Origin of the sequence: Bradyrhizobium vignae (assembly GCF_900324035.1) — a bacterium.
GTDB lineage: Bacteria > Pseudomonadota > Alphaproteobacteria > Rhizobiales > Xanthobacteraceae > Bradyrhizobium > Bradyrhizobium vignae.
In genome coordinates this window covers 6,759,409-6,784,877 of sequence record NZ_LS398110.1, presented here as the reverse complement: position 1 = coordinate 6,784,877, position 25,469 = coordinate 6,759,409, and the positions used below count along the sequence as shown (strand labels likewise).

Genomic DNA, 25,469 nt, shown 5'->3' with positions numbered 1-25,469 from the left:
TTCAGTCATGACCGAACTGGAGGAGGGGGAATGAATCTTGCGCGCGACATCAAAGCATTCATTTCTCGTTCTGCTGTTTAGGCTAGCGGGCGATCCGGCGTTTAGCCAATCAGGGCAACAATGCTGTTTGGCGCAAAAATATCAAAACGTTACGCTACGAGGAAGAATTTACCCGTGCCTAGCTCTGCGCGAGGCGTGCCGACCAGATCCGCGGCACTTGCCGGACCATTTGATCACTGCTCGCGGTGGCCTCTGCCGAAATCTTCTGTCAACGAAAGAGAAATTCAGCAATGACTGATAGCGCCTCCTCAATTGTGGCCCCGTGGCGCATCGGCGTTGACGTGGGCGGCACGTTCACGGACATGGTGCTGCGCGATGCAACGGGGCAGGTGCGCATCTTCAAGTCGCCATCGGTCACGGCCGATCCCAGCGAGGGTGTGCTCAACGTCTTGCGGGTCGCCGCAGCCGAGCTCGATCTGCCGCTTCCTGCGCTGCTGCGGGATTGCGCGCTGTTTGTGCACGGCTCGACGGTCGCCACCAACACCATCCTGGAAAAGAAGGGCGCGCAGGTCGGCATGCTGACCACGCATGGCTTCCGCGATTCGCTCGAGATCCGCCGTGGCATTCGCGAGAACCAATGGGATCATCGTGCGCCGGCGCCGCAGGTCCTGGTGCCGCGCTATCTGCGCCAGCCGGTGCGAGGCCGGATCGCCGCCGACGGCACCGAGGTCGAGCCGCTGGTCGCCGAGGATGTGGCCAGGGCTGCCGATATCTTCAAGCAGGAAGGCGTCGAAGCGGTCGCGGTGTGCCTGTTCAACAGCTTTCTCGACGGCCGGCATGAGCGCGAGACCCGCGAGGCGCTGGCAAAAAGCTGGGGCGGCGATTGGATCTCGCTCTCCAGCGAGATCATGCCGACCATGGGTGAGTACGAACGCGGCTCGACGGCGGTGGTGAACGCCTATGTCGCGCCCAAGGTCACCCGCTATCTCAAAGCCCTCGACGAGCGGCTGCGTGAACTTGGCCTGCCGCGCTCGCTCCTGATGTTGCAGAGCAATGGCGGCGCCGTCTCGGTGACCGAAGTCGCCAACCGCCCGGTGATGCTGGTCCTGTCCGGACCGGCCGCGGCGGTCGGTGCGCTGAGGGGATGCGCCGAGGCGCAGGACCAGGCCAACTTCATCTCGATGGAGATCGGTGGCACGAGTTGCGACGTCATGGTGATGGCGAAGGGTCAGGTGCCTGTCAGCGACCATCTGATCATCGACGGCTACCACCTGACGACGCCGTCCGTGGAGATCCACACCGTCGGCGCCGGCGGCGGCACCATCGCCTGGGTCGATGCGGGCGGCCTGCTGCATGTCGGTCCGAAGGGGGCCGGCGCGCAGCCGGGGCCCGCCGCCTACGGACTTGGAGGCGAGGAGCCGACGGTGACGGATGCGCAGCTGGTGCTGGGACGAATGCGCGCAGGCAAGCTGGCGGGCGGCGCAGTGACGCTCGACCTCGACCTGGCGCAGCGCGCGATCGAGATCAAGCTTGCGCGCCCACTCGGCCGTTCCGTCGAAGACGCGGCCGCCGGTGTGATCCGCCTTCTGGAGCAGAACCTGTTGCATGCGGTCGAGCGACTCAGCATCGAGCGCGGGCACAACCCCGCCAACTTTACGTTGGTGGCCGCAGGCGGTGCCGGTCCCATGCATGGGACCGCCGTGGCGCGCGCTTTGGGGTGCAAGCGCGCGCTGTTGCCGCGCGCCGCCGGCGCCTTCTGTGCCATCGGCACCCTGCAGTCCGATGTACGGCAGGATTATATGCAGGTCTTTGTCGCCGACCTCGACAAGGTTGAGCGCTCCGCACTCGAGGCTGCATTTGGCCAGCTCGAATCCCAGGCGCGCGAGGCCCTGGCGCGACAAGGCTTTGCCGAGAAGAGCACCATTCAGCGCGAGATCGATCTGCGCTATGTCGGGCAGCAATGGCCTGTGCGCGTCACGCTGGAAGCCAATCGCTTCGATGAAGCGGCAGCCCGGCAGTCCTTCGAAGCCGAGCATCAGCGCCTGTTTGGGCACATTCAGCCCGGCGGTCGCCTCGAGATCAGGGCGTTGCGCGTTGTCGGGCGTGGCAGTCTGGAGTGGTCGCTGCCGCCGGCGCGAACGTCCCGGCAAAAGTCTCCTGCGCCCCGGCAAAAACGTCCGGTGTGGATCGATCCGACATTGGGATGGCAAGACACCCCGGTCTACCACGGCGAGGACCTTCGGCCCGGCTGCAAGCTGCCAGGGCCGCTCCTGATCGAAGAGCGTACGACCACCGCCTTCGTCGGTCCCGGCGACGTGGTCGAAGTCAACGCCGCCAACGACTTCCTGGTCCATATTGGAGCTGCCGAATGAACCCCGCCTTGGACCCCATTACGCTCGCACTGGTGCAGAACCGGCTCGATCACATCTCCCACCAGATGGGATGGGTCATGACGCGAACCGCGAGATCCCCGCACCTGACCCAGAGCCACGACTTTTCCTGCTACATTACCGATGCTCGCGGCATTCTGATGAGCCAGGCCGACGGCATCCCCATCCATACCGGGGGCGGCGGCTTTGCCGTGCGCGCGATCCTGCGCGACTTCAAGGAAGCGATCGCACCGGACGACGTCTTCCTGCTGAGCGATCCCTACACCGCCGGCGGCAACCATCTGCCCGACTGGGTCATTGCGCGGCCCGTCTTCGTGTCGGGCAAGCTGGTGGCGTTTGCCTGCAATCGTGCGCACCAGGTCGACATCGGTGGTGGCGCGGCCGGCACCTATAACTCGGCCGCCACAGAGATCTTCCACGAAGGCATTCGGCTCCCGGTGCTGAAGCTGATCGAAACAGGCCGCGTACGTGAGGACCTCTGGCGTTTCCTGCTGCTCAATACACGCCTCCCGGATGCGCTTGACGGCGATGTGCGCGCTATGATCGGCTCGACCCGCATCGGCGCGGAGCGCATTGCCGCGCTCGTCGAGGAGGTAGGTGCCGATCGCGCCGGAGAGTTCTTCGAAGCCGTGCTCGACCACGCCGACCGCCGCTTTCGGGCCTCGGTGTCCCGCCTGCCCAAGGGTAGCTGGAAAGCGGAAGAACCGATGGATCACGATTGCTTCCAGCCGGTTGACAGCGCGATCGTGCTCACGCTGACCGTCGGCGAGTCTGGCCTGATCGTCGACTTCGACGGGACTTCGCCCCAAATGCGCGGCTTCAAGAACAGCTCGATCGCCAACTCGACGTCGGCGGTGTTCATGGCGCTCGCCGCCTTCTTCGAAGCGGACCTGCCGAAGAACGAAGGCACCTTCCGCAGCGTCGAGATCCGCCTGCCGGAGGGCACCTTGGTAAACGCGCGGCTGCCGGCGGCTATGACCGCGAACACGGTATACCCCGCCCACGAAATCATCCACGCGATCTGGAAGGCGCTGGCCCAGGCCCTGCCCGAACGCGCTTCGGCCGGCTGGCCGAAGACGATGTCGACACGTATGTCGGGTCTTCGCCCCAATGGGGACCACTACGTCATGCATGGCTTTCCGGCGGCGGCGGCCAGCGGCGCCGTTGCAGGCCGCGACGGCATCAACATGATCGGCAACCTCATTACGCTCGGCGGGCTCACGTTGCCCAATCTTGAGGACTACGAGCAGTTCTATCCGGTGCGCTTCCACCGCCAGGAATTCCGCTGTGACGGCGGCGGTCCCGGCCGCTTCCGCGGCGGAACGGGCTGCGACTACGAGGTCGAACTGTTCACCCCGGCGGAATATTCCTTCATGATCGGCGCGATCCCTGGGGGGCGACCGTCATCCTTCGGTGTTGAAGGCGGCAAGCCAGGCGCAACCACGATGCCGACGCTCTCGCTGGCCGACGGCACGAAAATCCACCCCGACAATGCCAGCGTGGAACGATACGGACCCACAACCTATCATGTCCTCGCTCCCGGTGGCGGCGGATTCGGCAACCCCAAAACGCGCGATCCCTCCCGTGTCTCGCGCGACGTGCGCGACGGCATAGTGAGCATCGCGGCGGCCGAGCGGGAATACGCCGTGGCCATCACGTCCGACGGATTGCACATCGACGAAGCCAGGACTTTGCAACTCCGCAGAGTTCAGCGTTAGCGTAGACGTCCGAGAAGCATGCTCGAGTCCGTCGCACTTTATCAATCAACAAAATGGAAAGACGGATGAGCACGATTCGCGCCAAGGCTTCCGGACAGTTTCCGATCGGCGAGGCGTCAATTAATCGTCTCGGCTGCGGCGCCGCGCGGCTCGCCGGAACCGACGCCTGGGGCCAGCCTTCTGACCGCTCCACGGCCCTCGCTACGTTACGTAGACTTCCGGGGCTCAGTGTCAATTTCATCGACAGGTCGGACTGCTACGGCCCCGATATAGCGGAAGAGCTGATGTGCGAAGCGCTCCACTCCTATGAGGGACTGCTGATCGCCACTAAGGCGAGCTTCGTGCATCAGGGCCCCGGTCAGTGGACGATTAACGGACGTCCTGACTACCTGATTGCCCGGGCCAAAGGCAGCCTCAGCGTCGAGCAGATCGATCTCTGGCAGCTCCATCGCATCGACCCAAAGGTGCCGTGCGACGGGCGGTGCCATCCGTCAACTTCTGGACGATGGCATCATCCGTCATGCGGGGCTGAGCGAGGTCTCGATGACTGACATCGAAGTTGCTCGGACGACGACCGTGCAAAATCGCTACAACCTGGTGGACCGCGGCAGCACGGATGTGCTGGCCTATTGCGCGGCCAACAACATCGGCTTCATACCTTGGCGTCCACTCGGGGCCGGCAATCTGGCCCGACCAAGCGGTACGGTCGATCGCGTGCGAGGGCGCATTCAGCCACGACAGGGCAGGTCGCTCTCGCATGGTTGCTGCAGCACAGCCCGGTCATCCCGCCAATCCCCGGTACGCTCCGGGTTGCCCATCTGGAAGAGAATGTATCAGCGTCTGCGCCATGGCTGCCCCCCGAAGGAGTGACCCAACTGGACGCCGCGGCCTGAGCGCGCAGCCAACAAGAGCGATCCCTCCCGCGACTTGCGAGATGGCGTGGTGAACATCGCGGCGGCCTAGCGAGAATGCGCTGTAGCTAACGCATCTGGCCGACGCGGATTGGCGAGCCAGGATTGGCCTGTGGAGAACGCAAAATGTCCCTGATTCAACGCTCGAAAAACCTTTGGGAGTTTCAAGACAGTTGTAACGTATACGTTCTGAAAAGTGGCGCGGACTGCCTATTGATCGATACAGGATCCGGCGCCATTATGCAGCATCTTCCCGCAATTGGTATCGAACGCGTCGCTTGGGTCCTACATACTCATCACCATAGGGATCAGTGCTGGGGAACGCCTATTGTGCAGAAGGCCGGAGCGAAAATCGCCGTGCCTGAATACGAACGACACCTGTTCGACAATGCTGAAGCCTATTGGCAAGCGAAGCGAATCTACGGCAACTACAACGACACCAACACGTTCTTCTCGCTAGGGACCGATCTTTCAATCGATGCAGTTCTCGAAGATTACGGTACCTTTGTCTGGAAGGAGTATGAGTTTCGCGTGCTGCCAGCAAAGGGGCATACGTACGGCATGGTCAGCCTTATCGTAGAGGTAGACGGCAGAAAGGTCGCGTTTACTGGCGATCTGATGACGAGCGGCGGGAAGCTCTATCAACTTCATGCAATGGAATATAGCTATGGCAGCTTGGTTGGCGTTGAATTTACAATGCAATCGATACTCGCCTTGAAACAAGAGGATGTGTCGACTGCCTACCCATCGCATGGAGCGCCGATCCGAGAAGTGGCGGGAGACATTCGCAAGCTCGAATCGAGACTTGACGCGCTTGCCAATTTAGGCAGGCTTTTTACGTCGGGCTGGAATAGGAGTGACTGGCAGACTATACGCGAGAGCAAACTGCAGCCGATCACGAAGCACTTGCTGTGGGCGGGACCACACACCTGTTCAAATTTCTACATCGTGCTGAGTGGTAGCGGCCATGCCATGCTGATTGACTACGGACTGACTTCTTCCGCTCATCTCCATTTTTCCAACGATCACGGTAGCTATCAAGCCCTGCGTTTCGTTCAGCATCACCTCGAGCAGCTGCGCGACGATTACGGGGTGCAAGAAATTGAACTCGTCATTCCCACGCACATCCATGACGACCATGTCTGTGGAATACCGTTCCTTCAGCGACATTTCGGCACGCAGTGCTGGGCTCTTGATTGTGTCGCCGAGATCATAGCCGATCCCCCTGCGTGGGCGAGCACGCCGTGCTGCTTCCACAAACCGATCAAGGTGCAACGAATTTTGCGTGATGGTGAGGCGTTTCACTGGAGAGGGGTCGACTTCGAGATTTATCACGCCCCAGGTCAAACCGAATACCATGCGGCAATTTTGGGTAAAATCGATGGCAAGCGGATCGTCTTCGGAGGGGACAATCTGTTTCTTTTCAATCCTCAGGCCGGAGGGATCGAGCGGGAGATCGCCATCCAGTCTACGGTCATGCGCAACAGCTTCCAGTTGGAAATGCATCGGCGCTGCGCAAGCGTGATACGGGCGACGAACCCTGATCTCGTATGCCCCGGACACGGAGAGCTGATTCCGATGGATCAGTCGAGAGTCGCTGAGTACACGGACTACATCGAACGAAAGGAAGTCGCATTCCGCAATATCGTCGCTGAGCCTGCCGATCATTTCATCGACCTATTCTGGGCGCGAATGCTGCCATATCTCTCAGAAGCACAACCGAACAGCGAGATCGCATACACCATCACGATTCGTAACAACTTGGAGCGCAGGGCTGTCTACAGCGCGCGCCTCCTACCAGCGTCCGGTTGGACGTCGCATGAACAAGTGGGACGCATCACGCTTGGGCCAACTGAGCGAGGCGAGATAGTGCTTCGGGCGACTGCGCCAGCTCAGGGGGACCCGAGGCGAAGGCTCATGACCGCTGAGATTCTAATCGATGACGTGTCGCAAGGGCCCGTCTGTGAAGCACTCGTCTCGGTCCTAGACTAAGTCACGCGGCGGCTAGGCGCCGAGCTCACGACGATAGCGGCACGATGGCAGTTGAGCTCCTTCAGCACGACATAGCCGAGATACTTCCCGATTCGAATATTGCGATCGAATAGATATCCATCCGCTGCCGATAGTGATTGATGTTGCGGGACACTAGCAGGTATTCGTGGCCGCCGCTCGTGAGGATGCGAGTTGTGGGAAGGTCTGAACCTGTTCATGTTAGCCGATGTGGCAAGCGCCGCATGGCTCGTCAGCTGCTCATTCCGATAACACGCGAATTATGATCAGTTGAAGAACCGTTCTCTAGCAGAATGGCCATCAGCCGTCCTCTGCTCACCACTGAGCGGATCAAGCACGAGCGAAGGAACGGCAGTCTAGCGATCGAGGCGCCCTTGCGAGCACCGAGGGATCGACTACCCCCAAACCGCGCACGCACACAAACGAACTTGGCAATCGGAAGCGATTTAATATCAAATTGGTATCAAATAGGCCCAAATTGGTATTGGTGTCGCTGAAGGGGAGCTTGCAGAAATGGCGCATACAACACGGTTATATCAGTGCGGGAAAATGTGGCTGGCATGGGCGAGATGTGCGCGGCTCTTCATGGTGACCCACCTTGCGCCCAGGATCGGGTCTGATCTGCCGGGCTCGGTCCACAGGTTGCAGAGCAACGACGACGCTATGTCGGTGGCCGCAGTCGCGAGCCGTCGGGTGATGCTCGTCTCGGGCACGGCAGCGGCTTCCGGCCTCTTAAGCGAAGGCATGCAGCTGCCGTGACTTGCTTACAGTTCTGCCCAACCGCGCACGAAAGAGATTGAAGGACGATCTCCGTATCTACTTGAGAAAGTCGCAATCGAGAGAGCAATGAATTCGGTGCCACTCGGGAAAGGAAAGCGGCAATCATGGCCGGTGCCATTGCCTATATCAGTGGCGAGAGCGACAGGCTCGCCTGGAAGACACTCCTGGAGGCGGGCCTGGGCACGATCGACTTCCGCACGCTGAACGACGGGCTCGGAAACATCGACGAGATCGAGGTGGCGCTCGCCTGGAATCCGAAGCCCGGCCTGCTTTCCATGTTCACGAACATGAAGATGATCGTGTCGCTCGGCATGGGCGTCGATCATCTGTTGACCGACGACAAGCTGCCCCAGGACGTGCCGATCACCCGCATCATGGATGACGGGCTGGTGGGGCAGATGAGCGAGTACGCGATCTACTGGGCGCTGCGGCACCATAGCGACATCGACAAGTACGAGGCTTCGCAACGGAACAAGACATGGAAGCCCGAGCGGTTCGTCGACACCATTGAACGGCGCGTCGGCGTAATGGGGTTCGGCACGATCGGCCAGGACACAGCGAGGAAATTCGCCGCACTCGGCTTCCCGACGGCCGGTTGGAGTCGTACCGCCAAGACACTTTCCGGTATCGAGACGTTCCACGGCCCCGATGGGTTCGCGCAGTTCCTCGCGCGCACCGATATCCTGGTTGATGTTCTGCCGCTCACCCGCGACACCATGGGCCTACTCGATGCGAAGGCCTTCGCCGGCCTGCCGCGCGGCGCCTACTTCATCAACATGGCGCGCGGCGGGCATGTCGTGGACAGCGACTTGCTCGCGGCACTCGACTCTGGCCATCTCAGCGGCGCGGCGCTCGATGTCTTCAGCACCGAGCCCCTCCCAACCGATCATCGCTTCTGGACGCATCCCAGGGTGCGCGTGACACCGCACATCGCCGGCGCCACCAACCCACGCACCGCCGCGCCCGGCGTGATCGAGAATATCAGACGCCTTCGCGCCGGCCAGGCACTGATTAACACGGTCGATCCGAAGACCGGGTATTGACTCCGTCCCCATTTCATATCGGGAGATGTTGGCGTTATGCAGGACGAAGACCGTGCGCCCGCCAATGGTGGTGGGCGAGGTGGGATGTGGATGGCACAGCTCCTGCGAACGCTGAACGACGGGTGCATCATCTGCGCGGCGGTGTAGGGATGTGAGGATCTACCTGAAGAGGGCGGATCGGATGAAATGGGAGAATATGGGATGCCGTACTACTCTTTTGATCTGTGATTGGCGAGGAGCACCAGGACCAGGGCGGTCTCAATAACGCGACACAATTAATCCATGCTCTGTACGTCGCGTACCGATGCAGTTCTTTACTGCATCATTGGTTTCGTTAAACAACTGGCAAATGCGGGTTGGAAATTGAGCTGCGTAACAGAGCGAGGCGTTATGAAATCGATGGTGCTCGAAGGTGAAACCAGCGAAGGGCTAAGTGAGGCGGCTTCCTTGGGCTGCTTGCTTCTTGTGTTTGCGCCTGGTCCGTTAAGTGACTGGGCCAACGCCGCAGATCAGCGCTCTGCTTTCGGACAAAAAGTCTCTGTCGAATCCTCCAAAGAGAAGCCGCTGTCGTCAGATGCGGTCTGGTTTCCCATCAAAGCAATCCTGCTCCCTCTCCTGCTCTCTAATGGAGGTTGCTTAATGTTCAATCATGACCTTATCTCCGCCAGCTACTTAGCATTGGCCGCGGCCGGCCTCGCGCTGCTCTGCTCGAGCCTACTCGCCTTTGCTTTCACTTAGAGCAGCGCTAGCTAGAGCGTTCGATGAGTACACGAAGGTGAAAGCACGACCGATCAACGCAGCAGTGCTAGGCCGATATCTATCGGATTCGTTGGGGTTCTACGCCAAGTACCGAACTAGGGTGTGAGGATCCACCCAAAGAGGTGGTGAGCCCTAATGAAATGGGAGAGTTTGACATGCCGTACTACTCTTTTGATCTTGTGATCGGCGAGGAGTACAAGGACCAAGGCGGTCTCATCCTTGAAAACCTCGAGCTTGCCGCGGGTCGAGCGGATCAGCTTGCGATCGAACTTTCTATTGTACGTCCAGAGCTCAAGTCCAAGGGTTGTGCGGTTCGCGTCGTCGGCGCAGATAGCACTGAAGTGTATCGCACACCACTCGATCCTATCCCGTGACTTAAGCACTGAGTAGTTGACACCTCATTTTTCGGAGATCTGCATGTCGCTGAGAGAGCGTTTGAAGGATCGGACTCTATTCCGTCAGCAGGCGTTTGTCGCTGGCGCATGGGTAGATGCCGGCAGTGGTGCTACCGTCGCTGTCACGGATCCGGCGACCGGTGCCGAGATTGGGACAGTACCGGCGCTCGGAGCGGAAGAAACCAAGCGTGCCATCCTGGCGGCTGAGGAAGCGTGGCCGGCCTGGCGCGCTCTTCCCAGCGGCGAGCGAGGGCGCCTGCTGGAACACTGGTGCCGGTTGATGCTCGAAAATATCGATGATCTCTCCCTGATCATGACGATGGAGCAGGGCAAGCCGCTCGCGGAAGCGGCGGGCGAAATCCGTTACGGTGCCGGTTTTATCAAGTGGTTCGCAGAAGAGTCGCGCCGCCTTTACGGCGACACAATCCCGGCACCCACAGCGGATCGCCGCATCCTGGTCCTGAAGGAGGCGGTCGGAGTGTCCGCCGCTATAACGCCGTGGAATTTCCCGAACGCGATGATTACCCGCAAGGCTGGCCCGGCGCTGGCGGCCGGTTGTCCGATCATTGCGAAGCCCTCCGAACTTACTCCGTTCTCCGCCGTCGCGTTGGCCGTGCTCGCCGAGCGGGCCGGCTTTCCGAAGGGGGTCTTCTCCGTCCTGACCGGTATGCCTCAGGGGATCGGTGCCGAGCTCACTTCGAATCTGTCGGTCCGCAAGCTTTCGTTTACCGGATCCACGCGCGTCGGACAATTGCTGATGCAGCAGTCGGCGAGCACCATCAAGCGTGTGAGCTTCGAGTTGGGAGGCAACGCGCCATTCATTGTATTCAATGATGCGCACGTCGATCTCGCCGTCTCTGGATTGATGGCCAGCAAATTCCGCAACGGCGGCCAGACCTGCGTGTGCGCCAACCGGGTGCTCGTGCAGGAGGGGATATACGACAAATTCGCCGACCGCCTTATGGCTCAGACTTCCAAGCTCGTTGTCGGTAGCGGATTACGTGAGGGCGTAACGATCGGCCCGCTAATCAACCGGGCTGCGGTCGACAAGGTTCGTCGCCACATCGACGACGCGCTTTCAAAGGGCGCCGCGATCACGCTCGGTGGAAAGACTGGATCGAAAGATCAGTTCGTTGAGCCCACTATCCTTTCGCGCGCAACAGTGGACATGCAATTGGCGAATGAGGAGACCTTTGGGCCGGTCGCTCCGCTGTTCCGGTTCAAGCACGAGGAAGAAGCAATCCAGATCGCCAACGCGACTCCTTTCGGATTGGCGTCGTATTTCTACACGTCGGACCTGAACCGTTCCTGGCGCGTCGCAGAACAGCTACAGTTCGGCATGGTCGGTCTCAACACTGGCTCCGTCTCACTCGAAGTGGCACCCTTCGGCGGCATCAAGCAGTCCGGGATTGGCCGCGAAGGATCCAAGTTCGGCATTGAAGAATATCTAGAAATCAAAGCATTCCACATCGGTGGCCTTGACGCACCTTGAACAGGGCCCGCCTAGCGTGCGAGAAATCTCTTACCGGATCCGGCAGGCCGGAGATAAGCGAGCGTCTTCGGGCGGATCCCGCGGACAAGCGCGACTTACTTTTCGGTGTTTGAGCGCCGGAAGGTCGCATTCCGGCGGTGTCAGCGAGCCGCCGATCGTTGAGAGTTTTCGGTCGCCGGTTGGAACGCTCCAGGGGCATCCACTGCGTGTTCCGGTGTGGATGCCGTTTGAGTGTGCAGGTGAGCCTCAGCGCATCACCGAGCGAAGAAGTTGCCGAGCTGGACGTCGCAGCGCAAGCCTGCGCTGGCGCCGGCGGCGTGATTCATATCGCAAGTTTCATGAGCTTCCATTGATGCGCGTCGAAGCTAACGCATATTGCGGTGCAATCCGCTGTTGAACAGCCCATTCTCTCCGGTTGGGCTTCTCATATTCGGCGGAAGAGTTGATCACGCAGTTCCGGGACATTGTCGAACCTTAAAGCGCCAAATTGACGAATCGGTTGCGCGAACGTCTGGAACTAGATGAGGTACATGTCAAAGCACGGCAAATTGCGCACCACGGTCAACAGGCGATGGTCCCTTCGATCCTCCCGTCATTTGTCGACCCGCTGCGTTGGGTGATTTTCGCGGACAACGGCATCATTCACCGTCAGGACTGCCGGTGCTGTGCCACGTCCGGTCCTCGGGTTGAGAAAAGGTCGGAACCTCAAGTGAGGCTCCGGCAGTAAGGGAGGAAACGCCCTGGGAAGATTCCGCGGCGCCCATGATGGCCGCAGTCCCCAACCGAAGGTCGGACAATCTTGTAGCCCAATCGTGCGACGTCAGTGGTGCGAAAGCAAAGCCACTCTGGTGACAACTGCGTGGCTACACTTCTCCCGCCAGCGAAGCCATTCGTGACGGCAAGCTGCAGGCACGCTGCACGGGTGCTGCGGAGACTCGCCTGTGCCGCTGGGAGCTGGCGCGTCTGGCGCTAGTGGAATCCGCAATCTCCTCATCTGCAGTGTGAACCCAACGAGGCATGCAACAATGGATACCTACTCCGGACCCGTTTTCGAAATGGCCCGCCACCAGTTCGAGACAATCGCTAATTATCTGGAGATTCCGGAGAGCCTCCGTGCCCGTCTTCTCTATCCGAAGCGTGCCATCACAATCGCCTGTCCAGTCAACTTGGACAGCGGAACGACCGCCGTTTTCCAGGGTTTCAGAGTGCAGCATCATCTGACCCTTGGCCCGACGAAAGGCGGGACCAGATTTGCCACGACGGTTGACATGGGAGAGGTCGCTGCTCTGGCAATCTGGATGAGCTGGAAGTGCGCTCTCGCCGGCTTGCCTTACGGCGGCGCAAAGGGCGGCGTCACCGTCGACGTTGCAAAACTCTCCGGGCGCGAACTCGAGGCACTGTCGCGACGTTACATGCAGGAGATGATTCCGTTCGTGGGTCCGCACATTGACGTCATGGCGCCGGATATGGGGACAAACGAACAGGTGATGGCCTGGTTCATGGACACTTATTCCATGTATCAGGGCAAGACCGTCAGCGAGATCGTTACGGGTAAACCGGTTTCTTCCGGTGGGACCGAGGGACGACGCGAAGCTACCGGCCTGGGAGTGGTGCACCTCATTGCCCGGGCGATGGAGCGCCTCGCCATGCAGATGAAAGGTTCAAGGTGCATCATACAGGGGTTTGGCAATGTCGGATCGGTAGCGGCCGAAGAGCTGGACAGGCGGGGCGCACGGATTGTGGGCGTCTCGGATCATAGCGCGTCGTATTTCGATAGACGCGGGCTGGATGTCGCCCGACTCCTCGCTCATGTGCGACGTACTGGTAAGCTGGAAGGCTTTTCCTGTGAACTCCTGTTAAATCCTGCTCTTATGCTGGTCCAGGAATGCGATGTTCTCGTTCCTGCAGCGACCGAACGCGTGATTGATGGACCGGTTGCCTCGAATCTCAAATGCCGAATCCTTGCCGAGGGCGCAAATGGTCCAACGACGCCTGACGCTGATCAGATCCTTGACCGACGCCGCTCGGAGGTGTTCGTTATTCCGGATATCCTGTGCAACTCCGGCGGGGTGATCGTCAGTTATTTTGAATGGGTGCAGGGACTTCAACGCCTGTTCTGGGATCGTGAGGCGGTTCTTTCGCGTCTGTTTGGAAAGCTCGACGAGTCTTTCGAGAAAGTCGTAAGAAAGGCCGAGAAGGATCAGGTTTCAAACAGAACGGCAGCGATGGCACTTGGAGTTCAGACTGTGCTCGAGGCGAAGCAGACCAGAGGGCTGTTTCCGTAGCGCGATCGCTTGAACTGTTCCCACTTCTTGTTCACCGACTGTCGACAGAGTCGTCCGTGAAGAGCGGCTAAGCGATTGAGCTGGAATCGCATTTGTGGTTGCGGGGTGTTTTAGGATTGCAGGGTTTTGATGCTTCGGACATCGGAACCTTGCAATTTCATTTTCAGGATTCCGTCGAATCGCCAGACATGATTCGGTGGCCGCATCGGAGGTGGCGATGCGACCGAAGAAGCACAGGACGACGGGATCGGGCGATCTGTTCCGGGCCAGGCTGGACCAGATCATCAACATGAAGCACGAGCTGGTTCAGCTCGCTGGCAAGGTCGATTGGGACTGGATCGACGGCGAGATCGCGCCGCTCTACAGCGAGAACGGCCGGCCCGGCATCGCGACCCGCTTCGTGATCGGGCTGCTGCTGCTCAAGCACATTTACGGCCTGTCCGATGAGGGGGTCTGCGAGCGCTGGGTCCACGACCCATATTTCCAGTACTTCACCGGCGAAGAGTTCTTCCAGCACGCCTTCCCGCACGAGCGCTCGGACCTGAGCCACTGGCGCAAGCGGCTCGGCGACAAGCTGGAACTGCTGCTGGCCGAGAGCCTGCGGGTGGCGCACGAGGCCGGCGCGTTACGCGGCCAAGACCTCAAGCGGGTCACAGTCGATACCACGGTGCAGCCAAAGGCCATCACCTTCCCGACCGATGCCAAGCTGCTGCACGCGGCGATCAAGGGGCTCAACCGTCTGGCGAGGAAGCACGGGATCAGGCTGCGGCAGTCCTATCTTCGCATTGCCAAGACCGCGGCCATGATGGCTTCCCGCTACGCCCATGCCAAGCAATTCAAACGGCATCAGCGGCAGTTGCGCATCCTGCGCAGCCGGTTGGGCCGGATCATCCGCGATATCCGCCGCAAGATCGAAGCTCAGGCCGTGCTCGAGAACGCCTTCGCCCTGCCGCTCAGCCGGGCCGCGCAGATCCGCTCGCAGCAGCAGCGCCAGCGCGGCTGGAAGCTGTATTCCTTCCATGCTCCGGAGGTCGAGTGCATCGGCAAGGGCAAAGCAGCCGCGCCTTACGAGTTCGGTGTCAAAGCCTCCATCGTCACCAACAACCGCCGTGCTCCCGGCGGCCTGTTCGTGCTGCACGCCAGGGCGCTACCCGATAACCCGTACGACGGTCACACCCTGCGGGACGTCATCGACCGCACCGAGACACTCACCGGCTGTCCGATCGAGCGGGCCTATGTCGACAAGGGATACCGCGGCCATGACGCGCAGAACCCGCGCCGTGTCTTCATCTCCGGCCAGAAGCGCGGCGTCTTCGGTATCATCAAGCGCGAGCTGCGCCGCCGCTCCGCCATCGAACCCGTCATCGGACACCTGAAGGCCGATGGTCACCTCGGCCGCTGCTACCTCAAAGGCCGCGCCGGCGATGCCGCCAACGTCATCCTCTCTGCCGTCGGTCACAACTTCCGCCGCATCCTCGCCTGGCTGAGGGTTCTTTGGTGCCTCTTCCTGGCCACCCTCATCGCAGCCATCAGCGACCGCTCACCGCTGCAATCGGCTTCTTAACGGACGACGACAGAATGCAGACAGACTCGCGTGGTGTTCGAATGGCGGCCCGACGCCAAGCGTCGCGCCGAGATGGAGGCGTTCGACTAGCGACTGCACGAGCCTCGATCTCGTCCTGCTCGTTCGGTCGGCCTCCTTGAGTCTTATCGCGTTCCTCGTTTTCCCATACCAGCAAGTTGCTGTTCGACTAACAACCGTCGACCTCGTGGTTGAGACCGGCCCTGCCTTGTGTCGGAAGCCACGGCTGGCTAGCGTCGTTGCTCCTCGTTGCGGAGGCCGTTCTCCAGCCAGACGCGCAATCTCTGGATCATAGGATCGCGGGAGCGTCCTGGTCTGATGTGCAGGTAATAGCCGTTAAGTCTCACATCTGTCCTCAAGAGCTCGACGAGCTTACCATCATCAATTTCGTGACCGACAGTTAGTCGGGACGCCAGCACTATTCCCTGACCTGCGAGAGCGGCGTCGATCGCCATGTTGGCGTCCCAGAGCAGAGGCCCCCTCAGCGGGTGCTTCAGCTTGCCACCAGCGGCCTTGAGCCAAGTTGTCCACTGATGACGGCTCTCTTCGTGGATCAATGGTAGCTTCGAAAGCTCGGCCAAGTCCTTCGGCTGTCCGTATTCCGAGATCCAGTCCTTGCTAGCAACCGGAAACATCCGCGGACTGATCAGCCACCTTGCTCCGGCAGGTAGGTCCTCCCTGGAACCGAACCCGATCATGACGTCCGCTTCCGACTTCGCAAAGTCGGGCAAACGGTCAATTGCCCTGAGCACGATCTCGGCTCCGGCCAGCGTGCGTTCAATCTCTGAGAGTCTCGGTGCGAGCCAGCGAGTGGCGAGACCGGGCATGGCCCAGATGCGCAACATTCCCTTCCGCGTACGCGGGCGAAGCTCGACCGCCGCGGCAGCAATGATCTGAAAGGCCTCGGAAACAGCCCGGTGGAAGATCGCGCCTTCCTGCGTGAGTATTGTGCCCCGCGGTCCTGTCTCGAGAAGTTTACGACCTGCCCAGGATTCAAGGTTGCGGACGTGACGACTTATGACGGTGTGGGTTACGCCGATATCATCCGCCGCCTTTCTCATGCTGCCGGTTCTGGCAGCGGCCTCGAACGCCCGCACCATAACCAGCGGCGGCAGCTTGGGCGATTCAAAAAGAATATCGTCCGAAGCCCTTGTCGAGCGGGTAGGGATCGCGCGTGGCTTCATGTCAAGACTCATATTCTCGATGGAAACTCTCGTGCACGGCAACCTCAAAAACAATAACCGACGATGCCGAGCAAGCGCCGGTGAGCAATTGATCTGAGGATCGCGCCAGCTACAGGCTCTCGGCTGGCAGCGACCGACCTATCCAACATCGCACCGCTGCCATCGCCATTTAACCGGGGACTGTTCATAAATCCAGTGGTGCATCTGATGGACCACTCCGTTGCAAACAAACCGATACCGACGAGGAGCGGAGGTCCGATACGACTAGGGGAATTGTGGAGGAGATCGTCCGGTGTCCAAAAATACTCTGCTTCAATCCCGCCGCACTGCCGCAGTTCCGCGGGGGCTTTCATCTGCATTTCCCGTCTTTGCTGCCCGCGCGGAAAATTCAGAACTCTGGGATGTCGACGGCAGGCAGTTCGTTGACTTCGCCGGCGGGATAGCGGTTCTAAACACCGGGCATCGCCACCCGGCAGTGGTGGCTGCAGTGCAGGCTCAACTCGCAGCATATACCCACACCGCCTTTCAGGTTATCCCCTACGAACCCTACGTCGAGCTGTGCGAACGCCTGAACAGGCTTGCTCCTTTCAGCGGTCGTGCGAAGACGATCCTGTTCTCAACCGGGGCGGAGGCGGTTGAAAATGCCGTGAAGATTGCGCGCGCCCATACGGGGCGCACTGACGTGATCGCGTTCACCGGTGGTTTTCATGGCCGTACCCTCATGGCGAGCGCGCTTACCGGCAAGATTGCGCCCTACAAGAAGAAGTTTGGCCCCATGCCATCCGGAGTGTGGCACGTGCCATTCCCCGTCCCGCAGTACGGCGTCTCGGTCAGCGATACGCTCAGGGCTATCGACGATCTCTTTCGAGCGGACGTTGATCCTACAAACGTCGCCGCGATAATCATCGAGCCTGTTCAGGGCGAAGGCGGCTTCCACCCCGCGCCGCCCGATTTACTGAACGCGCTTCGGCGGATTTGCGACGATAACGGGATCGTGCTGATCGCGGACGAGGTGCAAACCGGGTTCGGGCGCACCGGCAAGATGTTTGCAGTCGAACATTCAGGCGTGGAGCCTGACCTCCTGACAGTAGCCAAATCACTTGCAGGCGGTTTTCCACTTTCGGGAGTGATTGGGCGGTCGCACATCATGGATGCTCCGGAGCCGGGCGGGCTAGGAGGGACCTATGCCGGAAGCCCGATCGCGTGCGCGGCCGCGCTTGCGGTTCTGGATGTAATTGCCAGCGAGGGACTCCTCGAGCGCGCGAACGCAATCGGGACATTGCTGAAGGACGAACTGGAGGGCATCAGCAGGCGAAACGATGCGGTCCCCCTCGGCTTTATCCGCGGTCCAGGAGCAATGGTTGCGTTTGACGTCCTGAAGGCGCGGGGCGGCGCCGAACCCGATCCAGGCACGACAAGACGTGTTATCCAGGCAGCGCTCGAAGATGGGCTAATCCTTCTCGCTTGCGGCGTGCATGGTAACACCATCCGGCTGCTAATGCCTTTGACCATTCCGGACGCAGTCCTGACGGAAGGCATCGCGAAGCTCGAGAACGCTCTCACCACTGGTTGCTGACCAGGATTATCGAATGTTCAAGCCAGTACCGCTGGTCGAGCGGCTGTCGGACCGCTCCCTATTAAAGCTGCAGGCATATATCAACGGACGCTTCGTCGGAACTGCTGACACTGCTGTCGTAAACCCGGCGAGCGGCCAAGAAATCGCGGCCGTACCCGATCTTGGCTCTGCCGAAGCAATTGCATCGGTCGATGCCGCCGCTGCGGCACTCGCAGCCTGGGCTGCGAAAACCGGCAAAGAGCGCAGCTCGGTATTGCGGCGGTGGTTTGAGCTCGTGGTTGCCTCGCGCGAAGATCTTGCTGTCATTCTCACGAGCGAGCAGGGCAAGCCGCTGGCTGAGGCCCGGACTGAAGTCGATTCCGCGGCTGCTTACATCGAGTTTTATGCCGAAGAGGCCAAACGTGTCGCTGGTGAGCTTCTTCCCTCGCACCGTCCCGACGCGCGTATCCTCGTACAACGCCGTCCGATTGGCGTCGTGGCAGCAATCACGCCCTGGAATTTTCCTGCAGCGATGATCACCCGAAAGATCGCGCCTGCGCTCGCGGCCGGCTGCACGGTCGTCGTGAAGCCGGCGCCGGAAACGCCGCTCACAGCCCTTGCTCTTGCAGAGCTGGCAGATCGTGCCGGATTCCCGGCCGGCACCCTAAATGTGATTACCGGAGACGCCAGAGCGATCGGACCCATTCTTACAACCCATCCAGCGGTACGGCTTGTGGGTTTCACGGGATCCACGGCAGTCGGCAAGCTGCTTATGAGTCAGGCAGCCGCGACAGTCAAGAAAGTTGCCCTCGAGCTCGGCGGCAATGCGCCTTTCATCGTCTTCGATGATGCCGACCTCGATGCTGCAGTTGACGGTACCATGGTTTCCAAATTCCGCAATATGGGGCAGACCTGTGTCTGCGCCAATCGGATCTACGTTCAAGAAGGCGTCCACGAAGCCTATGTGAGGAAATTGTCTGCGAGAGTTGGCGCCCTTCGTGTCGGTGATGGCCTGGAAGCGACCATCGACCAAGGACCGCTGATCAACGAACGGGCGCTCACCAAAGTGCAAATGCATCTGAAGGACGCCCTGTCGAAGGGTGCCTCGATTGTAGTTGGTGGCGAGCGGCACGCCCTGGGCGGGACCTTCTTTCAGCCTACAGTCGTTCGCGATGTAACGAGCGATATGCTGCTGGCGAGCGAGGAAACGTTCGGCCCAATTGCTGCGGTCCTCCGCTTCAAAACGGAGGGCGAGGTCATCCAGCTTGCCAACAATACAACGGCCGGGCTTGCCGCCTACTTCTATGCAAAGGATGTCAGCCGCATCTTCCGTGTCCTCGAAGCCCTCGATTTCGGCATGATCGGCATCAATACCGGACTGATGTCGACCGAGCTCGCGCCGTTCGGCGGCGTGAAGGAGAGCGGCAACTCGCGCGAAGGGTCTCATCACGGAATTCTTGAGTTCACGGAGCTGAAATATGCCTGCCTCGGCCTCTCGACCTAAATTGATTAAATGCCGGTGTAGCGTGGGCAAGCCACTTTGTCTTTGCGAACGACCGGGAGTACCTCAACGTCGGCGCGCTCGCGCGTGCCCTGGCCAGAACTCAACGTACCGCGTTGCTTCGGCGGATGTCTCGCGCAGCAATTCCAATCTGGTATTGATCGCTCCGAAATTGGTATTGGCGTTTAGCCAATCAGGGCAACAATGCTGTTTGGCGCAAAAATATCAAAACGTTACGCTACGAGGAAGAATTTACCCGTGCCTAGCTCTGCGCGAGGCGTGCCGACCAGATCCGCGGCACTTGCCGGACCATTTGATCACTGCTCGCGGTGGCCTCTGCCGAAATCTTCTGTCAACGAAAGAGAAATTCAGCAATGACTGATAGCGCCTCCTCAATTGTGGCCCCGTGGCGCATCGGCGTTGACGTGGGCGGCACGTTCACGGACATGGTGCTGCGCGATGCAACGGGGCAGGTGCGCATCTTCAAGTCGCCATCGGTCACGGCCGATCCCAGCGAGGGTGTGCTCAACGTCTTGCGGGTCGCCGCAGCCGAGCTCGATCTGCCGCTTCCTGCGCTGCTGCGGGATTGCGCGCTGTTTGTGCACGGCTCGACGGTCGCCACCAACACCATCCTGGAAAAGAAGGGCGCGCAGGTCGGCATGCTGACCACGCATGGCTTCCGCGATTCGCTCGAGATCCGCCGTGGCATTCGCGAGAACCAATGGGATCATCGTGCGCCGGCGCCGCAGGTCCTGGTGCCGCGCTATCTGCGCCAGCCGGTGCGAGGCCGGATCGCCGCCGACGGCACCGAGGTCGAGCCGCTGGTCGCCGAGGATGTGGCCAGGGCTGCCGATATCTTCAAGCAGGAAGGCGTCGAAGCGGTCGCGGTGTGCCTGTTCAACAGCTTTCTCGACGGCCGGCATGAGCGCGAGACCCGCGAGGCGCTGGCAAAAAGCTGGGGCGGCGATTGGATCTCGCTCTCCAGCGAGATCATGCCGACCATGGGTGAGTACGAACGCGGCTCGACGGCGGTGGTGAACGCCTATGTCGCGCCCAAGGTCACCCGCTATCTCAAAGCCCTCGACGAGCGGCTGCGTGAACTTGGCCTGCCGCGCTCGCTCCTGATGTTGCAGAGCAATGGCGGCGCCGTCTCGGTGACCGAAGTCGCCAACCGCCCGGTGATGCTGGTCCTGTCCGGACCGGCCGCGGCGGTCGGTGCGCTGAGGGGATGCGCCGAGGCGCAGGACCAGGCCAACTTCATCTCGATGGAGATCGGTGGCACGAGTTGCGACGTCATGGTGATGGCGAAGGGTCAGGTGCCTGTCAGCGACCATCTGATCATCGACGGCTACCACCTGACGACGCCGTCCGTGGAGATCCACACCGTCGGCGCCGGCGGCGGCACCATCGCCTGGGTCGATGCGGGCGGCCTGCTGCATGTCGGTCCGAAGGGGGCCGGCGCGCAGCCGGGGCCCGCCGCCTACGGACTTGGAGGCGAGGAGCCGACGGTGACGGATGCGCAGCTGGTGCTGGGACGAATGCGCGCAGGCAAGCTGGCGGGCGGCGCAGTGACGCTCGACCTCGACCTGGCGCAGCGCGCGATCGAGATCAAGCTTGCGCGCCCACTCGGCCGTTCCGTCGAAGACGCGGCCGCCGGTGTGATCCGCCTTCTGGAGCAGAACCTGTTGCATGCGGTCGAGCGACTCAGCATCGAGCGCGGGCACAACCCCGCCAACTTTACGTTGGTGGCCGCAGGCGGTGCCGGTCCCATGCATGGGACCGCCGTGGCGCGCGCTTTGGGGTGCAAGCGCGCGCTGTTGCCGCGCGCCGCCGGCGCCTTCTGTGCCATCGGCACCCTGCAGTCCGATGTACGGCAGGATTATATGCAGGTCTTTGTCGCCGACCTCGACAAGGTTGAGCGCTCCGCACTCGAGGCTGCATTTGGCCAGCTCGAATCCCAGGCGCGCGAGGCCCTGGCGCGACAAGGCTTTGCCGAGAAGAGCACCATTCAGCGCGAGATCGATCTGCGCTATGTCGGGCAGCAATGGCCTGTGCGCGTCACGCTGGAAGCCAATCGCTTCGATGAAGCGGCAGCCCGGCAGTCCTTCGAAGCCGAGCATCAGCGCCTGTTTGGGCACATTCAGCCCGGCGGTCGCCTCGAGATCAGGGCGTTGCGCGTTGTCGGGCGTGGCAGTCTGGAGTGGTCGCTGCCGCCGGCGCGAACGTCCCGGCAAAAGTCTCCTGCGCCCCGGCAAAAACGTCCGGTGTGGATCGATCCGACATTGGGATGGCAAGACACCCCGGTCTACCACGGCGAGGACCTTCGGCCCGGCTGCAAGCTGCCAGGGCCGCTCCTGATCGAAGAGCGTACGACCACCGCCTTCGTCGGTCCCGGCGACGTGGTCGAAGTCAACGCCGCCAACGACTTCCTGGTCCATATTGGAGCTGCCGAATGAACCCCGCCTTGGACCCCATTACGCTCGCGCTGGTGCAGAACCGGCTCGATCACATCTCCCACCAGATGGGATGGGTCATGACGCGAACCGCCCGGTCTCCGCAGTTCAGCCAGGCCCACGACTTCTCCTGCTTCATTGCCGACGCCCACGGCATGTTAATCAGCCAAGCGGACGGTCTTCCCATCCATACCGGGGGCGGCGGCTTTGCCGTGCGCGCGATCCTGCGCGACTTCAAGGATGCGATCGTACCGGACGACGTCTTCCTGTTGAGCGATCCCTACACCGCCGGCGGCAATCATCTGCCCGACTGGGTCATTGCGCGGCCCGTCTTCGTGTCGGGCAAGCTGGTGGCCTTTGCCTGCAATCGTGCGCATCAGGTCGATATCGGTGGCGGCGCCGCCGGCTCCTACAACCCGGAGGCTACCGAGATTTTCCACGAAGGCATTCGGCTCCCGGTGCTGAAGCTGATCGAAGCAGGCCGCGTACGCGAGGACCTCTGGCGCTTGCTACTACTCAATACGCGCGTTCCGGATGCGCTTGACGGCGATGTGCGCGCCATGATCGGCTCGACCCGCATCGGCGCGGAGCGTATTGCGGCGCTCGTCGAGGAGGTCGGCTCTGACGAATTCTTCGATGGCGTGCTGGCCCATGCCGACCGGCGCTTCCAAACCTCGTATTCCCGGCTCGCCAAGGGCACCTGGAAAGCAGAGGAACCGATGGACCACGATGGCTTCCAGCCCGTCGACAACAAGATCGTGGTCGCGGTGACGGTCGGCGAGTCTGGCCTGATCGTCGACTTCGACGGGACGTCGCCGCAGATGCAGGGCTCCAAGAACAGCTCGGTCGCTAACAGCACGGCAGCCGTCTTCATGGCGCTGGCCTCGTTCTTCGAACCGGACCTGCCCAAGAACGAAGGGGCCTTCCGCAGCGTCGAGATCCGCCTGCCGGAGGGCACCCTCGTGAACGCGCGGCCGCCGGCGGCCATGACGATGAACACGATCCTGCCGGCCTTCGAGATCATCCACGCGATCTGGAAGGCGCTGGCCCAGGCCCTGCCCGAACGCGCTTCGGCCGGCTGGGCGAAAACGGGCGCGCAACTCGTCATTGCGGGCATTTATCCCAATGGCGGCCGCTACGTCATGTATCCGTTCACCGCAGGGGCGGGCTGCGGCGCTGTGGAAGGCCGCGACGGTCTCAACATGATCGGCAACCTCATTACGCTCGGCGGGATGACGGCGCCCAATCTCGAGGACTACGAGTACCTCTTTCCGGTGCGTTTCCGCCGCCAGGAGTTCCGCTGTGACGGCGGCGGTCCCGGCCGCTTCCGCGGCGGAACGGGCTGCGACCACGAGTTCGACGTGTTTACGCCGGCCGACTATTGCTACCTGATCGGAGCGGGCAGTGCGCGATCAGCCTCCTTCGGCGTCGAAGGAGGCAAGCCGGGCGCAAGCGCGGAACCGATGCTCCTGCTGGACGAAGGCAGTGTATTTCGCCCGACGAGAAACAGCGTGGTACGACAAGGACCCGTGACGTGCCATGGCCTCACCGGTGCTGGCGGTGGATACGGCGACCCGAAGGAGCGCGATCCTTCCCGTGTCTTGCGCGACGTGCGTGACGGGATCGTGAGCGTCGCGGCAGCCGAGCGGGACTATGCGGTTGCCATCACGGCCGACGGATTGCACATCGACGAAGCCAGAACTGCACAACTGCGTCAAGCTGCGGCTGCATGAATCGTGTCGACCTCGCGCTGGCGCAGAACCGCCTCGACCACATCCAGCGGCAGATGGTCGTGATGCCCGGCGCATGGTCTGCGCACCTGGCGCGGTATCCTTCGAACGTGTTGCCCAATGGGCGCGACGATATCGTGAGCTGAGGTCGAGCGGGAATACACGGTGGTCACATCCGACGGATGCGGCATCGACGAAACCAGGACCTTGTAACCCCGCCGCGCCTAGGCGGTGGGCGACTACTGAACCTTGAACATGGGATCCAAGACATGACCACACTGCCGAAAAGCGGAGCCGATTGGAACAAGCTCAAAGCTCACCTGCGCGACCTGAAGAAGGGTGACGCCAAATGGAAGGAAGGGCGCCTTCCGGTCTACGTCTACTACTATACCGAAGAACTCCTGCGAATCTCGCATGAGGCCTACATGGAGTTCTTCACCGAGAACGCGATGGGCGGCCATGCCTTTCCGAGCGTCGCCCAGCTCGAGAAGGAAGTCATCGAAATGGGACTCGATCTTCTCGGTGGCGGCCCACAATCCGGAGGGACCTTCACCAGCGGCGGAACAGAAAGCATCTTTCTCGCACTGAAGTCCGCCAGAGAGTGGGCACGAACGGAGAAGGGCATCGACCGTCCCAAGATCGTCATGGCTTATTCCGGACACGTGAGTGTCGACAAGTCTGCCGGCTACCTTGGGATGGAGACCGTCCGCACGTCGCTGCGACCGGACCGTCGTGCCGACCTCAAGGCGCTCGAAGCGGCGATCGACGAACGCACATGCATGCTCTACGCGTCGGCGCCTGGCTATCCGCACGGCGTCATCGACCCCATCGAGGAGATCGGAGCGCTCGCCAAGAAGCACGGCCTGTGGCTGCACGTGGATGCTTGTGTGGGCGGGTTTCTCGCACCTTTTGTGCGGGAAATCGGCTATCCAATTCCGGCATTCGACCTGTCGGTCCCCGGCGTCACCAGCTTGTCCGCCGACCTGCACAAGTATGGGTTCGCCGCGAAAGGCGCGTCCTTGTTTCTCCTGGCGAATAGCGAGAACAAGAAGTACCACCGCTTCGAGTTCAACAATTGGCCACGCGGCTCATTCCTGTCCCATACCTTCCAGGGCAGCCGGGCGGCCGGCCCCATCGCGTCGGCATGGGCGGTGATGAATACGCTCGGCCACGAAGGCTATCGCGAGATCGCGCGCGTGATTATGGACACGAAGAAGCAGCTCATCGCAGGTGTGCAAAAGATCAAGGGACTTCGGGTCATTGAACCCGGCGATCTGAGCATCCTGATGTACGACTCGATCGACCCGAAAGTTGACATCTATGCAGTCGCGGAGCGCATGGGCAAGAAAGACTGGTTCGTCGGCAGGTCGACCACGCCGAAGGCGATCCATGTCGTGCTCAATCCCGCGATAACCCCTGCGCTCGATCAGTACCTGGGCGATCTTGCTGAAGCCGTCGAGCATGTGCGCAGCACGCAAGAGGTTGGTAACGTCGATCACCGCTCCTACTGAGAAAACCCGGGAGAACGAACACACGCAGAAAGTGATTCCCTTCTAGACAAGATGACTTACCAAAACGGAAGCTCGCGCACGGTCGGTTTGACGCGCGTGGCCACCGTCAGTCGATTGTTCAGCGGTTGGTGGCGTCACTGAGCGCACTCGCGAGTCCGCAGTGATCGGCA

At 61.1% G+C, this 25,469-nt stretch carries 16 protein-coding genes and 1 pseudogene; 16 read left to right on the top strand and 1 reads right to left on the bottom strand.

Going from position 1 to position 25,469, the window contains the following annotated elements; all coding sequences use genetic code 11:
• Nucleotides 1-290: 290 nt before the first annotated feature.
• The 10 genes and pseudogenes from BRAD3257_RS32750 to BRAD3257_RS32700 all read left to right on the top strand — a co-directional run bounded on the left by BRAD3257_RS32750 (nucleotide 291) and on the right by BRAD3257_RS32700 (nucleotide 15,347).
• Complete coding sequence (locus BRAD3257_RS32750; RefSeq protein WP_122405288.1) at nucleotides 291-2,372, top strand: hydantoinase/oxoprolinase family protein; 2,082 nt, start codon at nucleotides 291-293, stop codon at nucleotides 2,370-2,372.
• A complete protein-coding gene (locus tag BRAD3257_RS32745) occupies nucleotides 2,369-4,108 on the top strand; it encodes a hydantoinase B/oxoprolinase family protein (RefSeq protein ID WP_122405298.1) in 1,740 nt (579 codons plus the stop codon). The genes BRAD3257_RS32750 and BRAD3257_RS32745 overlap by 4 nt, the downstream gene beginning before the upstream one ends.
• A gap of 65 nt (nucleotides 4,109-4,173) precedes the next feature.
• Nucleotides 4,174-5,001: pseudogene (locus BRAD3257_RS32740) on the top strand (aldo/keto reductase).
• Nucleotides 5,002-5,145: 144 nt separating this feature from the next.
• Nucleotides 5,146-7,011: an MBL fold metallo-hydrolase gene (locus tag BRAD3257_RS32735; RefSeq protein WP_122405297.1), complete on the top strand. Its 1,866-nt coding sequence runs from the start codon at nucleotides 5,146-5,148 to the stop codon at nucleotides 7,009-7,011.
• Nucleotides 7,012-7,913: 902 nt separating this feature from the next.
• Nucleotides 7,914-8,852: a 2-hydroxyacid dehydrogenase gene (locus BRAD3257_RS32725; protein WP_122405295.1), complete on the top strand. Its 939-nt coding sequence runs from the start codon at nucleotides 7,914-7,916 to the stop codon at nucleotides 8,850-8,852.
• 282 nt (nucleotides 8,853-9,134) lie between these two features.
• A complete protein-coding gene (locus BRAD3257_RS32720) occupies nucleotides 9,135-9,590 on the top strand; it encodes a hypothetical protein (RefSeq protein WP_145987071.1) in 456 nt (151 codons plus the stop codon).
• Between the two features lie 176 nt (nucleotides 9,591-9,766).
• Nucleotides 9,767-9,985 (top strand): hypothetical protein, encoded by a 219-nt coding sequence (locus tag BRAD3257_RS32715; RefSeq protein WP_122406881.1) that lies wholly within the window; start codon nucleotides 9,767-9,769, stop codon nucleotides 9,983-9,985.
• 43 nt (nucleotides 9,986-10,028) lie between these two features.
• Nucleotides 10,029-11,498, top strand: a complete 1,470-nt coding sequence (locus BRAD3257_RS32710) for an NAD-dependent succinate-semialdehyde dehydrogenase (protein WP_122405293.1) — start codon at nucleotides 10,029-10,031, stop codon at nucleotides 11,496-11,498.
• A 1,025-nt stretch (nucleotides 11,499-12,523) separates the two neighbouring features.
• Entirely contained in the window at nucleotides 12,524-13,783 is a 1,260-nt protein-coding gene (locus tag BRAD3257_RS32705) for a Glu/Leu/Phe/Val family dehydrogenase (RefSeq protein WP_122405292.1), read from the top strand.
• A gap of 217 nt (nucleotides 13,784-14,000) precedes the next feature.
• A complete protein-coding gene (locus tag BRAD3257_RS32700; protein ID WP_122406345.1) occupies nucleotides 14,001-15,347 on the top strand; it encodes an IS5 family transposase in 1,347 nt (448 codons plus the stop codon).
• A 248-nt stretch (nucleotides 15,348-15,595) separates the two neighbouring features.
• On the opposite strand, the gene BRAD3257_RS32695 is transcribed toward BRAD3257_RS32700, so the two are convergent.
• A complete protein-coding gene (locus BRAD3257_RS32695; protein WP_160118899.1) occupies nucleotides 15,596-16,549 on the bottom strand; it encodes a LysR substrate-binding domain-containing protein in 954 nt (317 codons plus the stop codon).
• A gap of 292 nt (nucleotides 16,550-16,841) precedes the next feature.
• On the opposite strand from BRAD3257_RS32695, the gene gabT reads away from it, so the two are divergent.
• From gabT to BRAD3257_RS32670, 6 genes are all read left to right on the top strand, one after another.
• Entirely contained in the window at nucleotides 16,842-18,125 is a 1,284-nt protein-coding gene (gabT, locus tag BRAD3257_RS32690) for a 4-aminobutyrate--2-oxoglutarate transaminase (protein WP_122405290.1), read from the top strand.
• A gap of 13 nt (nucleotides 18,126-18,138) precedes the next feature.
• Entirely contained in the window at nucleotides 18,139-19,608 is a 1,470-nt protein-coding gene (locus BRAD3257_RS32685) for an NAD-dependent succinate-semialdehyde dehydrogenase (RefSeq protein ID WP_122405289.1), read from the top strand.
• 371 nt (nucleotides 19,609-19,979) lie between these two features.
• Nucleotides 19,980-22,061 (top strand): hydantoinase/oxoprolinase family protein, encoded by a 2,082-nt coding sequence (locus BRAD3257_RS32680; protein WP_122405288.1) that lies wholly within the window; start codon nucleotides 19,980-19,982, stop codon nucleotides 22,059-22,061.
• Complete coding sequence (locus BRAD3257_RS32675; RefSeq protein WP_122405287.1) at nucleotides 22,058-23,791, top strand: hydantoinase B/oxoprolinase family protein; 1,734 nt, start codon at nucleotides 22,058-22,060, stop codon at nucleotides 23,789-23,791. Before BRAD3257_RS32680 ends, BRAD3257_RS32675 begins: the two co-directional genes overlap by 4 nt.
• Complete coding sequence (locus BRAD3257_RS39915; protein ID WP_160118898.1) at nucleotides 23,788-23,934, top strand: hypothetical protein; 147 nt, start codon at nucleotides 23,788-23,790, stop codon at nucleotides 23,932-23,934. Before BRAD3257_RS32675 ends, BRAD3257_RS39915 begins: the two co-directional genes overlap by 4 nt.
• A gap of 123 nt (nucleotides 23,935-24,057) precedes the next feature.
• On the top strand, nucleotides 24,058-25,299 hold the full coding sequence (locus BRAD3257_RS32670) for a pyridoxal phosphate-dependent decarboxylase family protein (protein ID WP_122405286.1): 1,242 nt from the start codon (nucleotides 24,058-24,060) through the stop codon (nucleotides 25,297-25,299).
• Nucleotides 25,300-25,469 lie beyond the last annotated feature (170 nt).